The 22106-nt window shown below is 31.0% G+C and carries 21 protein-coding genes; 17 read left to right on the forward strand and 4 right to left on the reverse strand.

Annotation, left to right across the window (positions count from 1 at the left end):
- The first annotated feature begins 273 nt into the window (after positions 1–273).
- From KPL55_RS16940 to KPL55_RS16970, 7 genes are all read left to right on the forward strand, one after another.
- Positions 274–1194 carry an NUDIX hydrolase gene (locus KPL55_RS16940; RefSeq protein ID WP_216307928.1) on the forward strand — a complete coding sequence of 307 codons (921 nt, stop codon included), beginning with the start codon at positions 274–276 and terminating at the stop codon, positions 1192–1194.
- Between the two features lie 68 nt (positions 1195–1262).
- Positions 1263–1916 carry a cysteine hydrolase family protein gene (locus KPL55_RS16945; RefSeq protein ID WP_216307929.1) on the forward strand — a complete coding sequence of 218 codons (654 nt, stop codon included), beginning with the start codon at positions 1263–1265 and terminating at the stop codon, positions 1914–1916.
- Positions 1917–2095: 179 nt separating this feature from the next.
- Positions 2096–2464 (forward strand): hypothetical protein, encoded by a 369-nt coding sequence (locus KPL55_RS16950; protein WP_216307930.1) that lies wholly within the window; start codon positions 2096–2098, stop codon positions 2462–2464.
- A gap of 36 nt (positions 2465–2500) precedes the next feature.
- Positions 2501–3991, forward strand: coding sequence for a nicotinate phosphoribosyltransferase (locus tag KPL55_RS16955; RefSeq protein WP_216307931.1), 1491 nt, complete (start codon positions 2501–2503; stop codon positions 3989–3991).
- Positions 3981–4586 carry a nicotinate (nicotinamide) nucleotide adenylyltransferase gene (gene nadD, locus KPL55_RS16960; RefSeq protein WP_216307932.1) on the forward strand — a complete coding sequence of 202 codons (606 nt, stop codon included), beginning with the start codon at positions 3981–3983 and terminating at the stop codon, positions 4584–4586. Before KPL55_RS16955 ends, nadD begins: the two co-directional genes overlap by 11 nt.
- Before the next feature lie 49 nt (positions 4587–4635).
- Entirely contained in the window at positions 4636–5652 is a 1017-nt protein-coding gene (locus KPL55_RS16965) for an SPFH domain-containing protein (protein ID WP_216307933.1), read from the forward strand.
- 2 nt (positions 5653–5654) lie between these two features.
- Positions 5655–6593, forward strand: coding sequence for an NAD(+)/NADH kinase (locus KPL55_RS16970; protein WP_216307934.1), 939 nt, complete (start codon positions 5655–5657; stop codon positions 6591–6593).
- 78 nt (positions 6594–6671) lie between these two features.
- Here the strand turns inward: KPL55_RS16970 and KPL55_RS16975 are convergent, their stop codons facing one another.
- Entirely contained in the window at positions 6672–7169 is a 498-nt protein-coding gene (locus KPL55_RS16975) for a C40 family peptidase (RefSeq protein WP_216307935.1), read from the reverse strand.
- Positions 7170–7392: 223 nt separating this feature from the next.
- Here KPL55_RS16975 and KPL55_RS16980 point away from each other — a divergent pair, with 223 nt between their 5' ends.
- The 3 genes from KPL55_RS16980 to KPL55_RS16990 are packed head-to-tail and all read left to right on the forward strand — an operon-like array spanning position 7393 to position 10930.
- Complete coding sequence (locus KPL55_RS16980) at positions 7393–8775, forward strand: AAA family ATPase (RefSeq protein ID WP_216307936.1); 1383 nt, start codon at positions 7393–7395, stop codon at positions 8773–8775.
- Positions 8762–9496 carry a hypothetical protein gene (locus tag KPL55_RS16985; protein ID WP_216307937.1) on the forward strand — a complete coding sequence of 245 codons (735 nt, stop codon included), beginning with the start codon at positions 8762–8764 and terminating at the stop codon, positions 9494–9496. Before KPL55_RS16980 ends, KPL55_RS16985 begins: the two co-directional genes overlap by 14 nt.
- Positions 9497–9517: 21 nt before the next feature.
- A complete protein-coding gene (locus KPL55_RS16990) occupies positions 9518–10930 on the forward strand; it encodes a deoxyribodipyrimidine photo-lyase (protein ID WP_246599578.1) in 1413 nt (470 codons plus the stop codon).
- Positions 10931–11003: 73 nt separating this feature from the next.
- Here the strand turns inward: KPL55_RS16990 and KPL55_RS16995 are convergent, their stop codons facing one another.
- Together KPL55_RS16995 and KPL55_RS17000 are read right to left on the reverse strand one after the other, a co-directional pair.
- Positions 11004–12110 carry a Gfo/Idh/MocA family protein gene (locus KPL55_RS16995; RefSeq protein ID WP_216307938.1) on the reverse strand — a complete coding sequence of 369 codons (1107 nt, stop codon included), beginning with the start codon at positions 12108–12110 and terminating at the stop codon, positions 11004–11006.
- Positions 12103–12765 (reverse strand): ThuA domain-containing protein, encoded by a 663-nt coding sequence (locus tag KPL55_RS17000; RefSeq protein ID WP_246599580.1) that lies wholly within the window; start codon positions 12763–12765, stop codon positions 12103–12105. Before KPL55_RS17000 ends, KPL55_RS16995 begins: the two co-directional genes overlap by 8 nt.
- A gap of 147 nt (positions 12766–12912) precedes the next feature.
- On the opposite strand from KPL55_RS17000, the gene KPL55_RS17005 reads away from it, so the two are divergent.
- From KPL55_RS17005 to KPL55_RS17025, 5 genes are all read left to right on the forward strand, one after another.
- A complete protein-coding gene (locus KPL55_RS17005; RefSeq protein ID WP_216307939.1) occupies positions 12913–13752 on the forward strand; it encodes an AraC family transcriptional regulator in 840 nt (279 codons plus the stop codon).
- 54 nt (positions 13753–13806) lie between these two features.
- Entirely contained in the window at positions 13807–14700 is an 894-nt protein-coding gene (locus KPL55_RS17010; RefSeq protein WP_216307940.1) for a DUF362 domain-containing protein, read from the forward strand.
- 173 nt (positions 14701–14873) lie between these two features.
- The gene (locus KPL55_RS17015) at positions 14874–15794 is read left to right on the forward strand and encodes an AEC family transporter (RefSeq protein ID WP_216307941.1); all 921 of its coding nucleotides are present in this window, start codon (positions 14874–14876) and stop codon (positions 15792–15794) included.
- Positions 15795–15822: 28 nt separating this feature from the next.
- Positions 15823–16647 (forward strand): alpha/beta hydrolase, encoded by an 825-nt coding sequence (locus KPL55_RS17020; RefSeq protein ID WP_216307942.1) that lies wholly within the window; start codon positions 15823–15825, stop codon positions 16645–16647.
- A 160-nt stretch (positions 16648–16807) separates the two neighbouring features.
- Positions 16808–18025, forward strand: a complete 1218-nt coding sequence (locus KPL55_RS17025; protein WP_216307943.1) for a PucR family transcriptional regulator — start codon at positions 16808–16810, stop codon at positions 18023–18025.
- A gap of 69 nt (positions 18026–18094) precedes the next feature.
- On the opposite strand, the gene gabT is transcribed toward KPL55_RS17025, so the two are convergent.
- Entirely contained in the window at positions 18095–19435 is a 1341-nt protein-coding gene (gabT, locus tag KPL55_RS17030; protein ID WP_216307944.1) for a 4-aminobutyrate--2-oxoglutarate transaminase, read from the reverse strand.
- A gap of 499 nt (positions 19436–19934) precedes the next feature.
- On the opposite strand from gabT, the gene KPL55_RS17035 reads away from it, so the two are divergent.
- Both KPL55_RS17035 and KPL55_RS17040 read left to right on the forward strand, forming a co-directional pair.
- Positions 19935–21020 (forward strand): ABC transporter ATP-binding protein, encoded by a 1086-nt coding sequence (locus KPL55_RS17035; protein ID WP_216307945.1) that lies wholly within the window; start codon positions 19935–19937, stop codon positions 21018–21020.
- Positions 21021–21051: 31 nt separating this feature from the next.
- Positions 21052–22101: an ABC transporter substrate-binding protein gene (locus KPL55_RS17040; protein ID WP_216307946.1), complete on the forward strand. Its 1050-nt coding sequence runs from the start codon at positions 21052–21054 to the stop codon at positions 22099–22101.
- The last annotated feature ends 5 nt before the right edge of the window (positions 22102–22106 follow it).

The raw sequence follows: 22106 nt of genomic DNA on the forward strand, positions 1-22106 counted from the left end.
GAAAGTTTTCTGGAATTTATTTAAAAAATTATATAAAAAAAACAGGGTATGCATTTTTAAACATACTCTGTTTTAAAACTATTGGTTTAATTTCTTAACTTAATGACATTGCTCTTTTGAGGAGTTTTTTTTATTTATAAAATTATAGTTTTATAAAAAATTAAAAAAATATTGACTTTTTATCTAAATGACGATAAAGTGATAGTATCAAAGTAATACAAAGATGATTTAATATACATAGTCATAAAATAAAAAATAGAAAGGAAAATGATTATGAGAAGTATAAATATAAAAAATAAAGATGGACTAACTCAAAAAGAGTTTTTAGAAAGTTATAAACCAGGAAATTATGATAGACCATCTAATACAGTTGATATGTTGCTTTTTACGGTAGATGATGTACCTGTCGAGGGAAAAGACCCTGATAAAGCACTAAAAATACTCTTAATAAAAAGGGGAGACCACCCATACATGGATTGTTATGCAATTCCTGGAGGTTTTGTTAATATAGATGAAGCCTTAAGCACAGCTTGCCTTAGGGAGCTAAAGGAAGAAACTAATATTGAAAGTGTGTATTTTGAGCAATTAAAAACTTTTGGTGATTTAGTAAAAAGAGACCCGAGAATGAGGGTTATTTCAATAGCATTTTTGGCACTAGTGGATAAAACTAATATAAGGCCAATAGCTGGAGATGACGCAAGTTATGCACAATGGTTTACGGTAAGAAAAGATTTTGTTTCTACAAGTAATGTAGGAATTGAGAGAGTAGATGTATATAATCTAACATTAAATTCAGATGACGGTGAGGTCAAGATAGGATACAAAGTTACTGAGAGATTTGTTAAAAAAGGTATTATTTCAATTAAAGTACCAACGTATGAACTTCTTAAATGGAGCGGTGATGAATTAGCTTTTGACCATATTGATGAAGTGTATTGCGCTATTGAAAGATTAAAAAATAAGATAGAATATACTCCTATAGCATTTTCATTACTTCCGAAATATTTTACATTAAGGGAAGCGCAAAGATTATATGAAGCTATTCTTAATCTAGAAAAACCACTATCAAGGGCTAATTTTAGAAGGAAAATAAAAAAAATGGTTATTGAAACAGATAAAGAAAAAACAACAGCTGGTAGACCTGCAACCTGTTATATGTTTAATGAGGACTGGGAACACAGTTTTTTGGATTAATATGTAATCAAATCAAAACAATATAACTTAAAACTACATTAAAATAAATAATAAAAGGAATGATTAAGATGATAAATTTATTAATAAATAAAATATTTGACATGCAAAATGAAATAAAAGGAGGGGAAGTTAATTTAAGTGACCTCCCAAAAGAAAATACAGCTCTAATAGTTGTTGATATGGTAAATGGATTTGTTCATGCAGGAAAAATGTCTTCACCTAGAGTTGAAAAGATTATAGATAATGTTGTAGCTATTAATGAACGAACATATGGCTATAAGAAGGTGTTCTTTTTAGAACAACATGATGAAAACTCTACAGAGTTTAAAACCTATGAAAGGCATTGTATAAAAAATAGTGTAGAAGCGGAACTTATTTCTTCATTAAAAGGTGGAGCTACGCTACATGATAATACAACAATTATTCATAAGAACAGTACTAATGGGTTTCATGCGCCAGAATTTAAAGTATGGCTTGCCCAGAATGAAGAACAAATAGAAAATTATATTATAGAAGGTTGCTCAATAGATATATGTGTTAAACACTTTGCAGAAACATTAAAAACATACTTTAATCAAAAAAACATTGATAGAAGAATTATTGTACCAATAGACTCAGTAGAAACATTTGACTTTGAAACACATGATGGAGATTTAATGAAGGTTATATCACTTTGGGAAATGAAGTCCAATGGTATAGAGGTAGTTGATACTATATTATAATAAATTTGAAATATATGAGAATCTATGTAATTAAATATTAATATTGACAATATATTTTTATATGATATACTAATAGTATCACATAGGTACAAAGCATGTAAAAAAATTAAAATAAAATGAAATTTATTTTTTTAAAGATGCTTTGTATCATTATGAAACTAAGTAAGGAGTGAGAGTATATGATGAATTATTATTTAGATAAGATATTAAATGAATTAATGATAGACGATAGGATAAATGATATTTATGGGATAGCTAAGGATAATAATAAAAAGGTATATATAAGTGGTGGCGAGTATGAGCAGCGCGTCATGGAGTTAATATTCCTAGTTGATACAGGCGATTTATTTAAAAAAACTATTGCATTTACTATATCAACAAATTCATTTAGTGCAGAAATCTATGTAATAAAACATTATAGCTTAGAAAGCAAAACATTTAGTAGAAGACCAGTTAAAAATATAAGTGAATATATTATAAATGAAATACTAGAATTTAAAAATCAAGAGAACTTAAGTAATAAATATTTAAAAGTAGCCAATGAGTAAATAAGAAAATAATTATATTAAAGGAGAGAGATGTAAATGAGTATCGCGATAAGTAATTTCAATATTAAAGAGGAAAGAAACCTTTCAATGTTAATGGATTTTTATGAATTAACAATGTCAAATGGGTATTTAGTAAATGGATTTTCAGATACAATAGTATATTTTGATATGTTTTACAGAAAAAATCCAGATGGAGCAGGTTTCTCAATAGTAGCAGGACTCGAACAACTTGTAACTTTTGTTAAAAATCTAAAATTTACTGAAGATGATATAAAGTATCTAAGAAGTAAAGGTATTTTATCAGAGGAATTTCTGAAATACTTACTAACATTTAAGTTTACTGGAGATATTTATGCTGTGCCAGAAGGCACTGTAGTTTTTCCAAATGAGGCACTTGTGACAGTTAAGTCTAAGGTAATTGAAGCACAGCTTGTTGAAACCATGCTGTTATTAACAATCAATCATCAAAGTTTAATAGCTACTAAGGCTAGTAGAATAGTAAGGGCTTCACAAGGAAGACCAGTTTTAGAACTAGGAGCAAGAAGGACTCATGGTGCAGATGGAGCAATAATGGGAGCAAGAGCTTCATATATTGGAGGCGTAAGTGGTACAGCTACAACTATTGCAGCGCCAATGTTTGGAATACCTATTATTGGTACAATGGCTCACTCATGGATACAATTCTTCGGAGATGAATATACGGCGTTTGAAACTTATGCAAAAACTTACCCAGATACATGTACTTTACTTGTAGATACTTATAATGTTTTAAGTAGTGGGATACCGAATGCTATTAAGGTTTCAAAAGAGGTGCTTGAGCCACTTGGAAAAAGATTAAAAGGAATAAGACTTGATAGTGGAGATCTTGCATATCTTTCAAAGAAAGTAAGAATTATGTTAGATGCTGCAGGGCTTACAGATTGTAAAATAGTAGCATCTAATAGTTTAGATGAATTTATTATTACTGAGTTAATAAATCAGGACGCAAAAATAGATATATTTGGTGTTGGCGAAAGATTAGTTACTGCTAAATCAGAGCCAGTATTTGGTGGTGTTTATAAATTAGTGGCTGTAGAAGAAGAAGGAGAAATTGTTCCAAGAATTAAATTAAGCGAAAGTGAAGAAAAAATTATTAATCCAGGATATAAAATGTGTTGGAGATTCTATGACAAGGATACAAATAAGGCTATTGCTGACGTTATTACAATGGCAGATGAGGTTATAGATGAATCGGTCTCTTATACAATATTTGATCCAGTTCTTATTTGGAAGAAGAAGAAAATTACTAATTTCTATGCTAAAAAACTTCAAGTACCAGTTTTTCTTAATGGAGAATGTGTATATGAGTTACCAACTATAGAAGAAATAAAAAAATATTGCACGGAGCAAGTAGACAGCATATGGGAAGAAGTTAAGAGATTTTCTAATCCTCATAAATACTTTGTTGATTTATCTACGGAACTTTGGCTTGTTAAACAGGAATTAATTCAAAGATATAGAAATTCAGAAGAAAAAAATGAGAAATAATTTGATAATAATTTACGGAGGGTCTTTTAATCCGCCGACATTAGCTCACATAACACTTAGCAAACAACTACTTAACAGCCTAGGTGCAAAAAAACTTTTGTTTATCCCTGTAGGAGACCATTATAAGAAAAAAGATTTAATAGCAGCGAGTCACAGGGTAAAGATGCTAAAACTTGCATGTAAGGAAGATAGTAGGCTAGATGTAAATACAATAGAAATTGATACGAAGACAAGACTCTATACAATAGAAACTCTTGATAAACTTAAAAAGCAGTATCCTAATAATGACCTTTGTTTTTTAATGGGTACGGATAATTTAAGAGATATAATTAATTGGAGAGATTGGCAAAGGCTAATAAATGAATATAAAATAATTATAATGGATAGGGGGGAGGATAGCCTTTGGAAAGTTCTTGATGACATACCCATTTTATATGATTATAAAAAGAATATTATTCAAATACCAGGGTTAATTCTGTCAACAATAAATTCAACTATGATTAGAAATAATATTAATGCTAAAAGGAATATTGGTCATTTAACAACTGCTGAAATAATAAAATATATAAGAAATGAAAAACTGTATTTAAATTAATAAAAATTTAGATTAAAAATTTATAATAATATATATAAGGAGTTTTAATATGGTAGGTTTTAAGTTTATTAAATTTGGACCAAGTGAATATGTTATAAAATATAAAAATGGTAAGGTAGTTAAGGAAGGCACCGGCATATACTTTTACTATTATGCGCCTACTACCTCGATTGTTGTAGTTCCAGTTGGAAGTATTGATGAACCTTTTATGTTTGAAGGGTTAACAGTGGATTATCAAACTGTGACAATTCAAGGTCAAGTTACATTTAGAATTGTTGATCAGAAAAAAATATGTAATCTTTTGAATTATAATTTAGATATTAATGGAAAAGGTTATGTTTCAGATGACCCTAAAAAACTAACACAAAAGGTTTTAAATATAGTCAAGGTTTCTACTAAAAAACACCTTGAAAGGCTACAGCTTAGAGAAGCTATAAAATCCACAGAAAATATAGCACAAGCTATGATTAGTGAAATAAAAGAAAGTGAAGAAATAAAATTACTTGGTATTGAAATTTTAGGGCTTTCAATTCTTAATATGTTGCCAAATAAGGAGACTTCAAGGGCGTTAGAAGCAAAAGCTAGAGAACAAATTTTAAAAATGGCAGATGATGCAGTATATGAAAGACGTAATGCTTCAATAGATCAGGAAAGAAAGGTAAAAGAAAATGAATTAAACACCGAAATAGCTATAGAAAATAAAAAGAGACAAATTAAAGAAACTCAACTTGAATCAGAAAAAGCAGTGCAGCAAAAGGAAAATGAACTCAAGGATGAAAGTATGGACTTTAATATTTCGCTTGAAGGAAAAAGAAAAGAACTAATAGAGAAAGCCGTGGAGAATTCTAAGGTAGAATCGGATGCAAAGGCTTATGAACTTTCCTGCGTAATGAGGGCCTTTGACAATATAAATCCAGTTGTTATTCAAACTCTAGCAAGTATGGGTATGAAACCGGATAAGCTAATTGCAATTGCTTTTCAAGAACTCGCAGGAAATGCAGACAAAATTGGACAGTTAAATATTACTCCAGATCTACTTCAAACGGTTATAAAAGGATCAAGATAATCATGAATAGGTTAACCGAAAATAAAATAATAATTATAAAAAGGAAAACTAGGCTTGAGGAGCTCATAGTACGGTACAATACCGTTTCGCAAGCCAAGTTCTATATTGAACATTTAGGAGCAGATTTTTCAGATTATATTGCTGAGGATGAAAACTATAAAAGAGTGGTAAATCAAGCAGTTGATACACTTAGTAGTCTTGGTCGTACCCAGCTCTTAGATAGAGAATATGTTCCAAATTTTATCTTTGGCAATGATGATGTGGTAATAGTGATAGGGCAAGATGGCCTTGTGGCAAATACATTAAAGTACCTTGCAAATCAGTCCTTAATTGGAGTGAATCCTGATCCTAATAGATGGGAAGGAGTATTATTGCCCTTTAAAGTAGATGATTTAAAACTGCTTATGATTGACGTATTTAATAAAAAGAGAAAAATAAAAGAAGTAACGATGGCTAAAGCATCATTAAATGATGGGCAAGTTATTTATGGAGTAAATGATTTGTTTATAGGGCAAAAAACTCATCTATCAGCAAGGTATCAGCTTAAGCATGGTAAAATTTGTGAACAACAATCCTCTAGCGGTATAATAATCTCTACAGGACTTGGATCAAGTGGGTGGTTAAAAAGTATTCTTTCAGGTGCCCATAATATAGTTAATAGAGTGTCTGGAAATAATACCAATAGCAAAATGACAGAAAATGTTGATTGGAGTTATGAAAATCTGTTTTATTCCGTGAGAGAACCATTCCCTAGCAGAAACTCTCAAAACAATCTTGTATTTGGGCACATATCAAGACAAGAGCCTCTTAAAATTCTTTCATCAATGCCGGAAAATGGAGTGATCTTTAGTGATGGTGTTGAAAGTGATTTTTTAGAATTTAATTCAGGAATAGAGGCTACAATTACTGTGGCTGAGAAAAAAGGACACTTAATAATATAATCGATTAACAGAATTTGATTGGTGCATGTGAAAACAGTAACAAATAATAATTTGTATTTATTATTTGTTACTGTTTTCTTATTTAGATGTTATTCTTCTGGCAGTGTTGAAGCCTGGCATATATTTTAGCTCTAAAATTTTAACCTTTGCCCCTGGTTTAGGTGAATGTATAAACTTGCCACTACCAATATAAATGCCTACATGATTTATTGGCTTCCCAAAAAAAATTAAATCACCTGGTTTTAAGGCGGATTTTTTAATTGCAGTGCCTTTTGATGTTTGATCTTTGGCAGTACGTGGTAGTTTTACTTTAAAACGATTATAAATATACATAGTAAAACCAGAGCAATCAAAACCTGCTGTGGTAGTTCCACCACGTTTATAGGGGGTGCCGATATATTGTTTAGCGAGGTATACAATATTAGATCCTGTAAGTTTGCTTTTACTTGAAACTAATACAACATTTTTAGGTTTAAATACAATTGCCTTAGCTTGTACATCAGTACTGTTAATACTTATTGATATTGTAATCAATAAAGCAAGGGAAAATGATATAATAGTTTTAACTTTACTCATTCATAACCTCCTATGTAAACGATACACATACAGTATTCTACATAAGTATTTAAATTCCTCCTATTAAGTACATAGTATTATATTCATACTAATTTAGAGTGTAATGAATAATATTTTCTGAATGTGATATAATATAAAATAATATGTAAATAGAAACATTTTGTATCGATTAAATTAAATATATTAACTATATACAATGGTTAATATATATAGGAGTGATTTTATGACAGAAACAATTATAAGAATACAAAGTATAGAACTTGAGGGCTTTAAGAATATTCAAAAGGGGATTATTGACCTAGTAGGGTATAGACAAAAAAACTACTACAGTGGTAAATCAGATATAGTAGGGATTTACGGGCAAAATGGTTCAGGTAAAACAACAATAATAGATGCCTTTAGATTATTTAAAATAATAGCGAGTGGTGAAAAGTTACCTGGCGATATTAAAAATTACATACATGAGCTAGAAGATAAAGCAACACTTAAATTTGTTTTTTACGTCGAGGAAAAAGACATGAAGTTTTTAGTGTATTATGAATTCTCATTAAGGCGAAAAGATGATGGAGCCCAGTTATACAATGAGAAAATAAGTTACTCTCAAGTTGACGAAAACAATAAAAAAAGAAAAATTGATATTATAGAATATGATATAGATTCAGCGCTTTCTTCTATTTTGCCAAAATTGCGTTATACTGAACTTACAAGAAACAATAAAGAAAATGAATTCAATCTTGAGGTCAGCAAAAGACTATCAATTAAGGAGAAAACATCTTTTATATTTACTGATAGCTTAGAGGAGATTTTTAAAAGTAATTCTGCAAATCTTGATTACTATTATATTATTAATGCTATAAAACGTTTTGCTAGAGTTAATCTATTTGTAATAACCAATGAACATTCAGCTTCTATAAGTTTGAATTTTATGCCATTAAGCTTTAGAATGGAGAATAAGGATGGAGTAACTAGCGGTGATATTGAAATTAATTTATTGGGGACTTCTAACATAGACAAAACAAGCTATGATATAGCGGTGTCAATCATAAAACAATTAAATGTTGTATTAAGCACTATAATTCCCAATTTACAATTAGAAATAAATAATTTAGGAAATGAAATATCTAAAACTGGAGAAGAAATGATCAGAATACAATTACTTTCTATTAAAAAGGACATTAGAATTCCTCTTAAATATGAATCTGAGGGTATTAAAAAGATAATTTCTATTTTAAGTACACTAATTTCTATGTTTAATAACCCATCAATTTGTTTAATTGTTGATGAACTGGATGCTGGTATATTTGAGTATTTATTAGGTGAATTATTAAAAATAATTGAGCAAGAAGGAAAAGGTCAGTTTATATTTACGTCACATAACTTGCGAGCACTTGAGATGCTTCGCAAAGATTCATTGGTGTTTAGTACTGCAAATCCACAAAATAGATTTATAAGAATTACTAATATAAAATCGAATAATAATCTTCGAAATGTATATCTTAGGGGTGTTGACCTGGGTGGACTCAATGAGTGTATTTATGAGGAAACTAATAGTTTTGAGATTGCCCATGCCTTTAGAAAAGCAGGTGAGGTTTTTGGGAGAAAGTAAGAAGATTGTCCTATTTATAGTCGAGGGTGTTACCGATAAAAATTCACTGGCTTTAATATTGTCTAAAATTATTGAAAACGATAAAATCGTAAGATTTAAAATTATTAATGGGGACATGACTGCAGAAAATGGAGTTAATGCAAGCAATATATATACTAAAATTACGAATTATATAAAAGAGTTCATAGTTAGTAATGTATATAAAAAAAGTGATATTTTAAATGTAATTCATTTAGTAGATATGGATGGTGCATTCATTAAAGATGATTTGATTATTCAAAAGGACATCGATAGTAGTAACTCCAATGATACTAGAAAATATAATCACAGTATTGAATATAATACTGAAAATATATATGCTAAAAATGTTAGTAATATAAAAAGCCGTAATAAACAAAAATCACAGATACTTAGTAAACTAGCTGCTACAGATACTGTATATGGTGATTTACCATATGGTATTTATTTCTTTTCTTCTAATTTAGAACATGTAATGCATAACAAACAAGGTGTTTTAGCATATGAAAAGAGCAAGTATGCTCACGAATTTGAAGATAAGTTCGCCGAAAGCCCGTTTAGTTTTGTTGAATTTATGAACAATCCGGAATTTGCGTTAACTGGTGATTATAAGGATACATGGGATTTCATTAAAAAAGATGCGAATTCTCTAAAACGATATACTAACTTTAATATATATTTAAGCACTATAAAAACTGAATAATTTATTTAAATGGAGATGAGGATGTTGATTTTACAAGAAAGAATTAAAAATCTAAACAATAAAAATATAATTGACAATCCTTTTGTAGTTTATTGGATGCAGTGTTCTCAAAGAGTTGAGTATAACCATGCTTTAGAATATGCTATAAGTCGCGCTAATGAACTTAAAAAGCCTTTAATTGTGTATTTCGGTTTAACCGATAACTTTCCAGAGGCTAGTGAAAGACACTATTACTTTATGTTACAAGGATTAAAAGAAGTAAAATTAGAGCTTGCAAAAAAGAATATAAAAATGATAATTAGAAAAATATCTCCGCAAATAGGAGCTCTAGAAATATCATCTTTTGCAGCATTGATGGTTGTGGACAGAGGGTATTTAAGAATAGAAAGACAATGGAGAAGTTATTTATCCCAGAATGCAAAATGTACTGTTGTACAAGTAGAAACTAATGTTATTGTACCAATAGAGGAGGCTTCCCAGAAGGAAGAATATTCAGCCGCTTATCTTAGACGTAAAATAAGCAAAAAATTAGAAGATTACATTTTGCCACTCAGATCTAGTGCATGTAGTGAGCCTTTTGTTAATGTGGGTATTACATATGATCAGTATGATATAGAAGATATCGATAAGGCTATTTGTGAGCTTAGCATAAATAAAGAGGTGAAGAGAGTTCCATATTACATGGGTGGTACTAGAAATGCCAAGATATTATTAGAAGATTTTATAACAAATAAATTATCACATTATAGTGAACTAAAAAACGAACCTGGATTATCCTATGATTCTAGTTTGAGTCCATATCTGCATTTTGGTCAGATTTCTCCACTCTACATATATATGAAATTAATGGATGTACATATAGAAGATAAAAAAGACTTTTTAGAAGAATTAATAATTAGGCGAGAATTAAGTATGAATTTTGTTTTTTATAATGATGAATATGATTCTTATGAGTCACTTCCATCTTGGGCTAAGAATACACTCGAAAAGCACTCCGTTGATTATAGAGAGTTTAGTTATTCACTAGAGGAATTAGAAGATGGTAAGACCCATGATTTATATTGGAATGCTGCGCAAAAAGAAATGACTTTTACAGGTAAAATGCATGGATATATGAGAATGTATTGGGGTAAAAAAATATTAGAATGGAGTAAAACTCCTCAAGAAGCTTTCAAAACAGCTATTTATTTAAATAATAAGTATCTTTTAGATGGAAGAGATGCAAATGGATTTGCGGGAGTCGCTTGGTGTTTTGGCAAACATGATAGGCCTTGGGGTGAGAGAAATATATTTGGAATGGTTAGGTATATGAATGATAAAGGATTAAAAAGAAAGTTTGATATGGATAGATATTTACACAAAATAGAAGCTATTTCTAGTGGATATTCATATGCCATAGAGAACATAAAAACAGAGCAACTATCCTTATTCTAAATGAATATAGAGCAGCGGTATATTACCGATGCTCTATATTTTAGTCTAGAATAGACTACTTGTCTAGGATAGACTACTTGTCTAGTTCTCCAGGAATAAGTCCTAGTGGTAAGGCGGCAGGACGTATTAGAGTGCTTTTAAGCTGAATATGTTTTCCTTCTTTTGATGAATCTTCGATAGCGTGCATTATATCTAAAACATGGTAAGTTAAATCTGAATTAGCTCTATGATCGCGACCAGAGAGAAGTGAATAGGCCATATCAGCAACTCCAACTCCACGGCTATTTTGCGTATAACCATAAGCAATCGGCATTTCTACCCACTCAGATTGACCAGCTAGATTAATGAGAATGGGACCTCCAAAGGTATTTGGATCAGGAACTTTTAAGGAGCCCAAGCTTCCGTATATTTCAATGAAGGGTAGATTTGCACCCCACACATCAAAGCTGGTTATAATAGTACCTATTGCACCACTTTCAAATTCTAATAAACCGGTTACATGAGTAGCAACATCTACATCAATAATTTCTCCGTAATGAGGTTTGCTAGTAATAGTTCTTGTTGGAAAGGTTTTTTTAGTCATACCTGAAACGTTTGCTACAGGACCCATTAAACTTAAAAGAGCAGTTAAATAATAAGGTCCCATATCAAACATAGGTCCACCACCTGTTTTATAGTAAAAATCTGGAGCTGGATGCCAGCTTTCATGTCCATGACAGGTCATAAAAGCAGTAGCTGCAACTGGAGTGCCTATCCAACCATCATCTATTAGCTTTCTGCAAGTTTGCATACCACCACCCAAAAATGTGTCAGGGGCACCTCCAACTAAAAGACCTTTTTCCTTTGCTTTATTAATTATTTCTATTCCCTGCTGCCTTGTTAGGGCCAAAGGCTTTTCTACATACACATTTTTACCAGCTTCAAGTGCAGCCATAGATACTTCAAAGTGGGAACTAGGAGTAGTAAGATTAACAACAATTTTAATATCTGGGTCGCTAAGTAATTCTTCTACGCAGCAAGCTTTTTTAATGTCAAATTCTTTTGCCTTAGCAACTGCATTTTCTAGAATAATGTCTGCACAAGCAGAAACTTCAGTGATATCAAACATTGTAGATAAATTTTTCATATAAATCGAACTAATATTACCACACCCAATTATACCGATCTTTACCTTATCCATTTTTACCACCTGCAGCCCAAAGGAATCCTCTTCTCATAAGTTCAAGGGCAGACGGATTATTGAATATATCTGCATGATGACCTAGGGAGTTATAAAATACGCGCCCTTTATTCCAGAGTTTTGTCCAAACAACTGGCATCTGCACTACTCCATTAGGAGAATGGTAACCTTCAACAGTTGGAAAAGATGTAGTTGCGAGGATTTCAATCGCTGGGTCTACATGTAAATAATATTGTTCGCTTTTTATAGTAAAATCTTGCAGACCTTTAACTATTGGGCTGGTGCTATTTTTAATATTAACAGTGTACTCCACGCCATCATTTCCAGGATGAGCAACCCATTGTCCACCGGTCATAAATTGCCAATCACAGGAGTTTCTAAAAGAATCACACATTCCGCCGTGACATCCTGCAATACCAACTCCTGCGGCTACGGCTTCTATAACTGGTTTGAGCTGCTGATCTGTAATAGTACCCATTGTCCAAACCGGTACTATTAAGTCTAAACCTTTTAATTTTTCACCATCTAAAAAGACATCTAAAGTATTAGAAACCTCAACTTCAAAACCATTTTCTAATAATAGTTTTTCGAAAACTTGCGAAACCTGAAGAGGCTCATGACCATCCCAACCACCTTGTACAATTAATGCTTTCATTATAATAAAAACTCCCCTCATAAGTAACTATATTATAACTATATTATAATATTTATTTAATCTATTGCTAGCCAAATTGATGGGCATACTAGACAGTTTTTGCTAAGTTTGATAATATTAAAATGGGTTATATTGAGGAGGTTTAGAATGGAAGCATTTCATGAAAATAGATCCTACGGAGAAGGTATTAATGCGTCAATTAGTAAATGTGAAAGTATAGAATTTTTAGCTCATTGGCATGTTGATATAGAAATGATATATGTTTGTGAAGGTAGCCTCCGTGTTGGTATAAATAATGAGAGTAGAATACTTACAAAGGGTGAACTAGCGATTTGTTCTAGTGGTGATATTCACTATTATGATAGTAATGGCATGGAGAGCTCTAGTATAATGTTAATATTTAACCCAGAGCTTATTGGACATAGTGGTGGATGGCCTGAAGAAAGTAAGTTTATATGCCCCTTTATTAATAGCGAGTTAAAGATTGAAAGTGGTAAGTTATCTGATGTTTCTAATAAAATTTTAGAATTATTTAATAACATTTATGAGGAAATGCATAATGGAGAGGATTATAATAATTTTTTTGTTAGAAGCAAGATTTTTGAACTTTGTGGAATATTACTAAGATATTTCCCTTCTAGCACATTAAATATAAAAACAGATAATAGAAAAATCCCATTAATTAAAGCTATGAAGAAGACAATAAATTATATAGAGAATAATTATAGTGAAGATATAACGCTTAAGGATGTAGCTAATAATGCTAATTTGAGTATGTTTTATTTTTCTAGGGTATTTAAGGATATTTTAGGGATAAATTATAAAACATATTTAAATTTAGTAAGGGTTAAGAATGCAGAAAATCTGATTAAAGAAAGCAATATGCCTATTACAGATATAGCATTTGAATGTGGATTTACGAGCATTAGAACCTTTAATAGGGTATATAAAGAAATAAAAGGGAATATACCCTCTAATGGAAGGTGAAATAATACATAAAAATGTTAAAATTGGGAAAAGTATTTATTGGAGGTGGTTTAATTGCAACAAAGACGTAGAAATACTGCGGATGTAGGGATTGCTAAAAACGAAAATGAAAGTTTAGCTATTGCTGAATCTTTAAAGCTAATAAAAGCCGATAATTTAATAAATAATAATGATATAGTTGTTATTTCTCCTAATTGGGTACAGCTAAAGGACCCATCAACCGGGGATATAGTTGGTCCTAATAGTTTTCGTGAGGTTGTTCAATTTGCAAAAAAGAATAATCCAAAGCGGGTTGTTGTGGCAGCTGGATCTGCAGGACAAAATACACTTGAAGTAATGAGAGCTGCTGGTTTTGAAAAAATTATAAATGAAGAACAAGTAGAATTTGTGGATTTAAATCATGGACCATTTACAAGGATAGAACTTAATCATAATAGACCTAGCGCTACTAATTTAAATAAGATATACGATGAGATGACTTTTTTAATTTCTTTTTCTCAGTTAAAAATGCATGAAGTAGCAACTCTGACTGCAAGTATCAAAAATATTGCAATGGGATGGCCACCAACTGAGGAACATGGTCATCCAAAGAAAAATCTTGGTGCCCATGATGACATACATGGATTTATTCGTGCCATGGCGGAAAAGATAAAAATTGATTTATCGATTGTGAGCGCAAATCCAGCAATGGTAGGTACGGGTCCGCATAATGGGATAGCTAGACATACTGGAATTGTAATTAGTGGCACAGACCCAGTTGCGGTAGACACAATTGCTGCGCGTTTTCTAGGTTTTAAAGTTGATGCAATCAGATATTTGTGGGATCTTAAAAATATGAATATAGGTGTTGGAGAGGTTGAACAAATGAATATTTGCGGAATGGAATTGGTAGCTGCAGAAAAAGCTTTTAGCAAGTCTGTATATGGTGAGGAATTCTCAGTAGACTAATACATAAGTAAATAAAGATGAAGTTGTGATTCATCTTTATTTGCTTACGCAAAATGTGGACAAGTCAAGATAACTTTATTATAATAAAGTTATCTGTTCAAGACTAATACTATATATAGTAACTAATGCTAAAAATACCAAAGAAATATTTTGCTTTATGGGGGAAAATTCAAATGAACTATTTTATATACATATTATTAAACATTTTATTGCCAATATTCATACAAATCTTTTTAGGTTACATAATAAAAAAAGTTACCAATTTTAATAATAAACCTCTTGCTGTTATACAATTATATATAATAATACCAGCATTGTTATTTGTGAGTATGTATAATGCTAAAATTGATAGATCAATAGCTATTAAGATTAGTCTGCATAGTATTATGATTTTTATTTTACTTTATATTTTGAGTGTTATTATAAGTAAAATTTTCAAGTACAATAAAACCACATCAAGTTCATTTTCTAATTCAATATGTCTTTATAATAGTGGAAATTTTTGTCTTCCGCTTGTGCAAATCTTATATAATAATCCAATTGCAGTTTCTGTGCAGATTGTTATTATGACGGTTCAAAGTATTGTAACAAACACAGTAGGTATATACAGTGTTAGTGCAGGCAAAAAAAATGTTAAACAAGGTATTGTGGAAATAATGAAAGTACCTATGATATATTGTATAGTTTTAGCTCTTTTATTAAGAGGAATGGAAATAAACGTAGCAAAGCCAATTCTAAATGCACTGAATTCACTTGGAAGTGCAATGGTTCCAGTAGCTTTGATTTCACTTGGGGCGCAACTTGCAGAAACAAAATACTCTTTTAAAATGCCTAAAGTCTATTTTTCTAATTTTATTAGACTAGTTATTAGTCCTATTTTGGCTTATGGTTTGGTGTTACTTCTGGGATTAAAGGGAATGGCGGCTGAGATAGCTGTAATATCATCATCTGCGCCAACAGCTGTAAATGCAGTTTTACTTGCAATTCAATATGATAGCGACCCAGAGTTTGCTTCTCAGGCAGTATTTTTTTCTACCATAATTAGTTCGATTAGTGTAACTTTTGTTATATTCCTAGTAGTAGGTAGGTTATAGATGATTAATTAAAAAAGGGGATATTAATATGATAAGTAAAACAATTGACTTGTGGGGTAATTTCCCATATGAAAACAGAGGAAATGATGGATTTAGACCGACTTTAGATACATATATACTTAAAGGAAATAAAATAAGGGGAGCTGTTTTAATTTGCCCTGGTGGAGCTTATTCATTTACATCTCCGAGAGAAGCAGAACCTATAGCTATTAAATTTAATGCTGCAGGTTTTCATGCGTTTGTATTAAATTATAGCGTTGCTCCTAACAAACACCCACAATCATTATTAGATGCGTGTAGAGCTATAAGTTTAATTAGGGAAAACGCATTAGAGTGGAATATAGAAAAAGATAAAATCGCAGTGTGTGGATTTTCAGCAGGTGGACATTTAGCTGCAAATATAGGGGTTAATTGGGATAAGGATTACTTGAAAGATATTCCAGGAATTACTCCGCTGGCGATCAATCCTAATGCTCTAATATTATGTTATCCTGTAATAACCTCAGGGAAATATGCTCATGCAGGTTCAATTAGTAATTTACTAGGAGATGATTTTAGTAAGTCATTAGAGAGCCAAATGTCACTAGAACTTAATGTTTCAAAGAATACACCACCAACTTTCTTGTGGCATACATTTGAGGACAATTCAGTACCTGTTGAGAATTCACTGTTATTTGCCCAAGCACTAAGAAGTGAAAATATACCCTTTGAGTTACACATATTCCCAGAGGGGGGACATGGATTATCACTTGCTAATGAAGAAACTACAGAAAACGGCGATAGATTATACCCAAATGTAGCTATATGGATAGATTTATGTATTACATGGTTAACTAACCAGTTTTCTAAATAATATTAAATTAGTTCTTCTTCATCATTACTAATCAAAACTTGGAAATATGTTATAATATATAAAAACATATAAGTAATAGGTTGAAAAATAGAATTAAGAGAGAAGGGCTTAAATCAATGGATATAGGATTTCAATTTGGACATGCCTGTTGTAAAAATAAATGTTCTTAACATGTGAAGATATGGTTAAATTGCCACACTTAGAAAAGATTAAATTGGTAGCAGGAAGTGGTGGAATTAAGAGGATAATAACTTGGGCTCATGTAGTGGAATTGGACGATGTTTCAGAGTGGGTTAAAGGTGGAGAACTGCTTTTTATAACAGGAGTATTTATTAAAAATGATGTAGATACACTTATTAAATTGCTTAAAGATATAGAAGAGAGAAATCTTTCAGGACTTGTAATTAACGTAGGTAGATATATAAAAGAAACACCAAAAGAAGTAATAGACCTGGCTAATTCCATGAACTTCCCAGTATTTGAACTGCCATTTGAGGTTAAACTTATTGATGTTATTCAAAGCATATGTAGAGAAATATTTAATTCAAGGCTCAAAGAAGAATCCATGAATGGGTTTATGAGGGAAGTAATATTTGGTAACGAGAAAATCACAATAGAAACCTTAAATAAGGCAGTTATTTATGGGTATAATTCTAAAAAGTGTTATCATTCCCTTGTGGTTGATATAGATAATTTTAAATTATATATTAAGAAAAATAATATAAAAGATGAAAAAGACATTGAGGAATTAAAAATATTAATTCAACAACTTATTGATTCTGTAATGTATAGACATAGTAAAAAAACTCTTTATATGATTCAGAGTGACTCCTTTATAAATTTAGTTCCAATGTACAAAGGGAAAAATAATAGGGATGAAATTATTATTATTGCCAAGGAAATTAAACTTGAAATAAAAGAAAGAATAAAAGGTTTAACTGTAAGTATAGGGCTTGGTGGAGGAACAACTGAAATTAAGTATTTTAGCAAAATAGTATTTTCAGCTCAAAAGGCATTAGATATTTCTAAGCGTAATAGCAAGATAGACTTTGTAAGTGATTACAAGAAAACAGGAGTATACAGGCTATTTTTTGATATGAGCAATTATGATGAGATGCGGAATTTATATCAAGAAACTCTCTATAAATTAGAAAAATATGATCTTAAAAACTCTTCTAATTTGTTAGAAACATTAGAGATATATTTAGAACAGCAAAAAAATATAGGTTTAGCAGCAGAGTGTCTTTATATTCATAGAAATACCATGAAATATAGGATAAACAGGATTGAAGAGATATTAGGATGTAATTTAAAAGATGATAATATAATATTCCAAATTACTTTATGTATAAAAATTAAAAAGTTCCTAAACATATAAAGAGAGTTTATTAATCAAAATAATGATTAGTAAACCCTTTTTATCTTATTTATCTTATTTTATAATATTTTAGAGAGTTTTAAATACCTCTTCAAGAGTATCAAGACCATAGTTAAGTTGATCATCTGTAATAACGAGGGGAGGTAAAAATCTTATAACATTACCTAATATTCCAGAACTAATAATTATTACTCCTCGAGCAAGGCAGCCATCAGTAATTTTCTTTATATATTCCTTAGCAGGTTCTTTTGTCTTTTTATTCTTTACAAGCTCTATTCCTACCATCGCACCAAGGCCACGCACATCACCAATTATTTCATATTTTTCTTTCATTTCATTAAGTCTCTTTTTCATTATATTACCTATTTCAACAGCTCGCTTTGAAAGAGAATCTCTTTCTATAATTTCTAATACTTTGAGCCCGGCTGCAAGAGCTAGAGGATTTCCACTAAAGGTTCCACCGATTGCTCCTGGAATTGGTGCATCAATTATATTTGCTTTTCCTATCACTGCACTTAATGGAACTCCAGCGGCTATAGATTTCGATACAGTAATTAAATCAGGTTGTACATCAAAGTTATCACTGGCAAATAATTTTCCAGTCCTTGCAAAGCCAGCTTGTATTTCATCCATAATAAATACAATATCATTTTCCTTGCATATAGACGAAATAGCTTGTAAAAATTCCTTTGGTTGTACAATTACGCCACCCTCACCTTGAACTGGCTCTACAATCATTGCAGCTATAATACTAGGAGATAATTCACCCTTAAGTACAGTTCTAAGCTTTTCTGCACAGGCAATTCCACAATTTGGGTAGGTGCTTCCAAAGGGACATCTGTAGCAATATGCAGATGGTATTTTATAGGTATCACTTGCAAATGGTGCAAATCCATCTTTATATGGCATTACCTTACTAGTAATACTCATTGCCATAAATGTACGTCCGTGAAAAGCTGATTCTAGTGATAATACACCAGTTTTGCCAGTGTATTTTCTAGAGATCTTGATAGCATTTTCTACTGCTTCAGCTCCACTGTTTGCAAACATAACCTTCTTTGCAAAACTACCAGGTGATAATGCAGCAAGTTTTTCTGCCATTTCAATATATAGTTCATACATATTTACATTAAAGGAGGTATGTATGAATTTTTCGCTTTGGGCCTTTATTACCTCAACTACCTCGTCTGGGCAATGCCCTACATTTGCAACACCGATACCAGCGGCAAAATCAACATAAACATTATCGTCTACATCTTTTATAAGTGCGCCCTTTGCTTCTTTAACAAAAACTTCATTACTGTAGCTTATACCTCTTGCAACAACGTTTTCTCTTCTATCAAAAAGCGCTAGTGATTTATCACCTGGAACTTTTAGTGTAATTATTTTAGCATTTTTTTCAGTAATCATATTGAACCTCCCAAATTTTATTAGTTATTAAATAAATATCATATATACAATTTATCACATTATAAATATTATTAATATGTCCACTATAGACAGATTATAGACATAGATTTGTCCATTGAATACATTGTAAAATAAAATTTATAAAATATTAGATCCGCAATGCAAATATTATATTTTGAAAGTTTATTATGTAATTCATTCATAAAGTGAATAATTTAAATTACTAATTAACTGTAATTATTAATGAATTAGGGATTGTATATAAATGAAAATAAATTTTTATTTATAGAGCTTTTATGGTGTATTACTAGGTATAACAGTCTTTTGTAATATAAAATGAACAAATAGGTACACATATGTTTGTCTATAGTGGACATATGAAAATGATCAGCTATATGATAAATTATATGCATAGTAATTATTAGAACAATTCAATTAATTTGTTAAAATGATTTTTCGTATATATTAAATTTCATTATATTCTTGGAGGTGGATTAAAATGACAATGGGAGCGAACTTATTATTAAGCAATGTTACAAAATTTTATAAGGATTTTAAAGCAGTCGATGATGTGTGTATAAATATTAATAAGGGAGAATTTTTAACTATACTAGGACCTAGTGGATCTGGAAAAACTTCTCTCTTAAAACTAATTGCTGGTTTTGAAAAAATTAATTCTGGAGAGATACTTCTTAATGAAAATAGTATTGAAACTAAAAAACCATACGAGAGAAACATCGGTATGTTATTTCAAAATTATGCTTTATTTCCACATATGAATGTTTTCGAAAATATTGCTTATCCACTTAAGATAAGAAAATATTCCAAAGCAGATATAAAAAATAAGGTCACTGAATTATTAAAATTAGTAGATTTAGAAAATGTTGAAGAAAGATACCCAAAGCAATTGAGTGGTGGTCAGCAACAACGTGTAGCACTAGCTAGAGCAATTGTATTTAATCCTCCACTACTATTGTTAGATGAACCTTTGGGTGCATTAGATAAAAACTTAAGGCAAAAAATGCAATTAGAAATAAAACATATACAACAAAAAGTGGGAATAACAACTATAAGCGTTACTCATGACCAAGAGGAAGCTCTAACTATGTCTGATAAGGTCTGTATTATGAATAAAGGCAAAGTTGAACAAATTGATTCGCCAGAGAGAATATACCAAAGGCCAAAAACTCGATTTGTTGCTGAATTCATAGGTGAAATTAATATGGTAGATTGCAAAATTATAGAGATAGATGAAGAAGTGGCTTATGTAAAAGCTTTTAATGATCGTGAAATTAAAGTAATTATAGATCACGATAATGGTTTAGAAGTAGGTCAAGATATGTTGTTGGTATTTAGACCTGAAAATATCGCAATAATTAAGAGTGCCGAGGAGTGGGAAAATACAACAAAAGCAACTATAAAAGAAATTATATTTGTTGGAGATACTTTAAAGGTAAAAGTGCTTATCAATGATATCACGGAAGTTATGATAAAAGCTTCGCCTTCAATAAAAGATACGCTTTCCATAGGAAAAAATATTTTATTAGGCTGGGACTCAAATAACTGTTCTATAATTAAAGATTAAAATATTAAATTGATTTAAGGGGGATATTAAAATGAAAAAGATAATGACGGGTATTTTAAGTTTAGTTTTGATGCTAAATCTTACGGGGTGTGGTAAAAGTTCTACAAAAACATCAGCTGAACCATCTAAAGAATTAGTAGTTGTTGATTGGGGTGGAAATTATACAGATGTAAGCAAAAAAGCAAGATATGAACCTTTTGAGAAAAAATATAATGTTACTATTAAAGTAGTTTCTCCTACAGATTATGGTAAATTTAAGGCTATGGTTCAATCTGGAAACGTGGAGTGGGATGTCGTTAACGTCGATGCAGATTTTGCAATAAGAGGTGTGAAAAATAATTTATTTGAAAAACTCGATTATAATGTAATTAAAACTGATGGTGTAGATAAAAAATTTATTAGTGACTATGGAATTGCATCTGAAACATTTGCAGTAGCAATTTCATATAATACAGACAAATTCAGCGAAAGTAATCATCCAAAAACCTGGAAGGATGTTTGGGATACAAAAAAATTCCCTGGTGCGCGATCATTCCAAAAATTTGCTGAAGGAACATTAGAAGCAGCATTACTTGCAGATGGCGTTGAGCCAGATAAACTATTTCCACTTGATGTTGACAGAGCATTTGCTAGCCTTGATAAAATTAAGCCTAGTGTAAAATCATGGTGGTCTGCTGGAGCACAAGCACCACAATTACTTGCATCTGGTGAACTAAGTGTCGCAGCTGCTTGGAGTGGGAGAGTTTTAGCTGCTAAAACCCAAGGTTCACCTGAAAATGTTGAGTACAATCAAGCTCTAATATATGCAGATTCATGGGTGGTAGCAAAAGGTTCACCAAATAAGGACTTAGCAATGAAATTTATTAATTTCTGCACTACAGCAGAAACACAAGCAGAGTTCTCAAAACTAGTAGACTATGCACCGACTAATGCAAACGCACTTCCACTATTAAGTGAAGAACTTAAAACAAGGCTCGGTCAATCTACGCAGAGTGCTAAACAAATAGTTGCTGATGTTAAGTGGTGGGCAGATAATTATGATGCTGTAGATGAACGTTTCCAAAAATGGCTTTTAAAATAGAACAA

It is taken from the genome of Clostridium lacusfryxellense (assembly GCF_018861735.1).
Classification (GTDB): Bacteria; Bacillota; Clostridia; order Clostridiales; family Clostridiaceae; genus Clostridium_AD; species Clostridium_AD lacusfryxellense.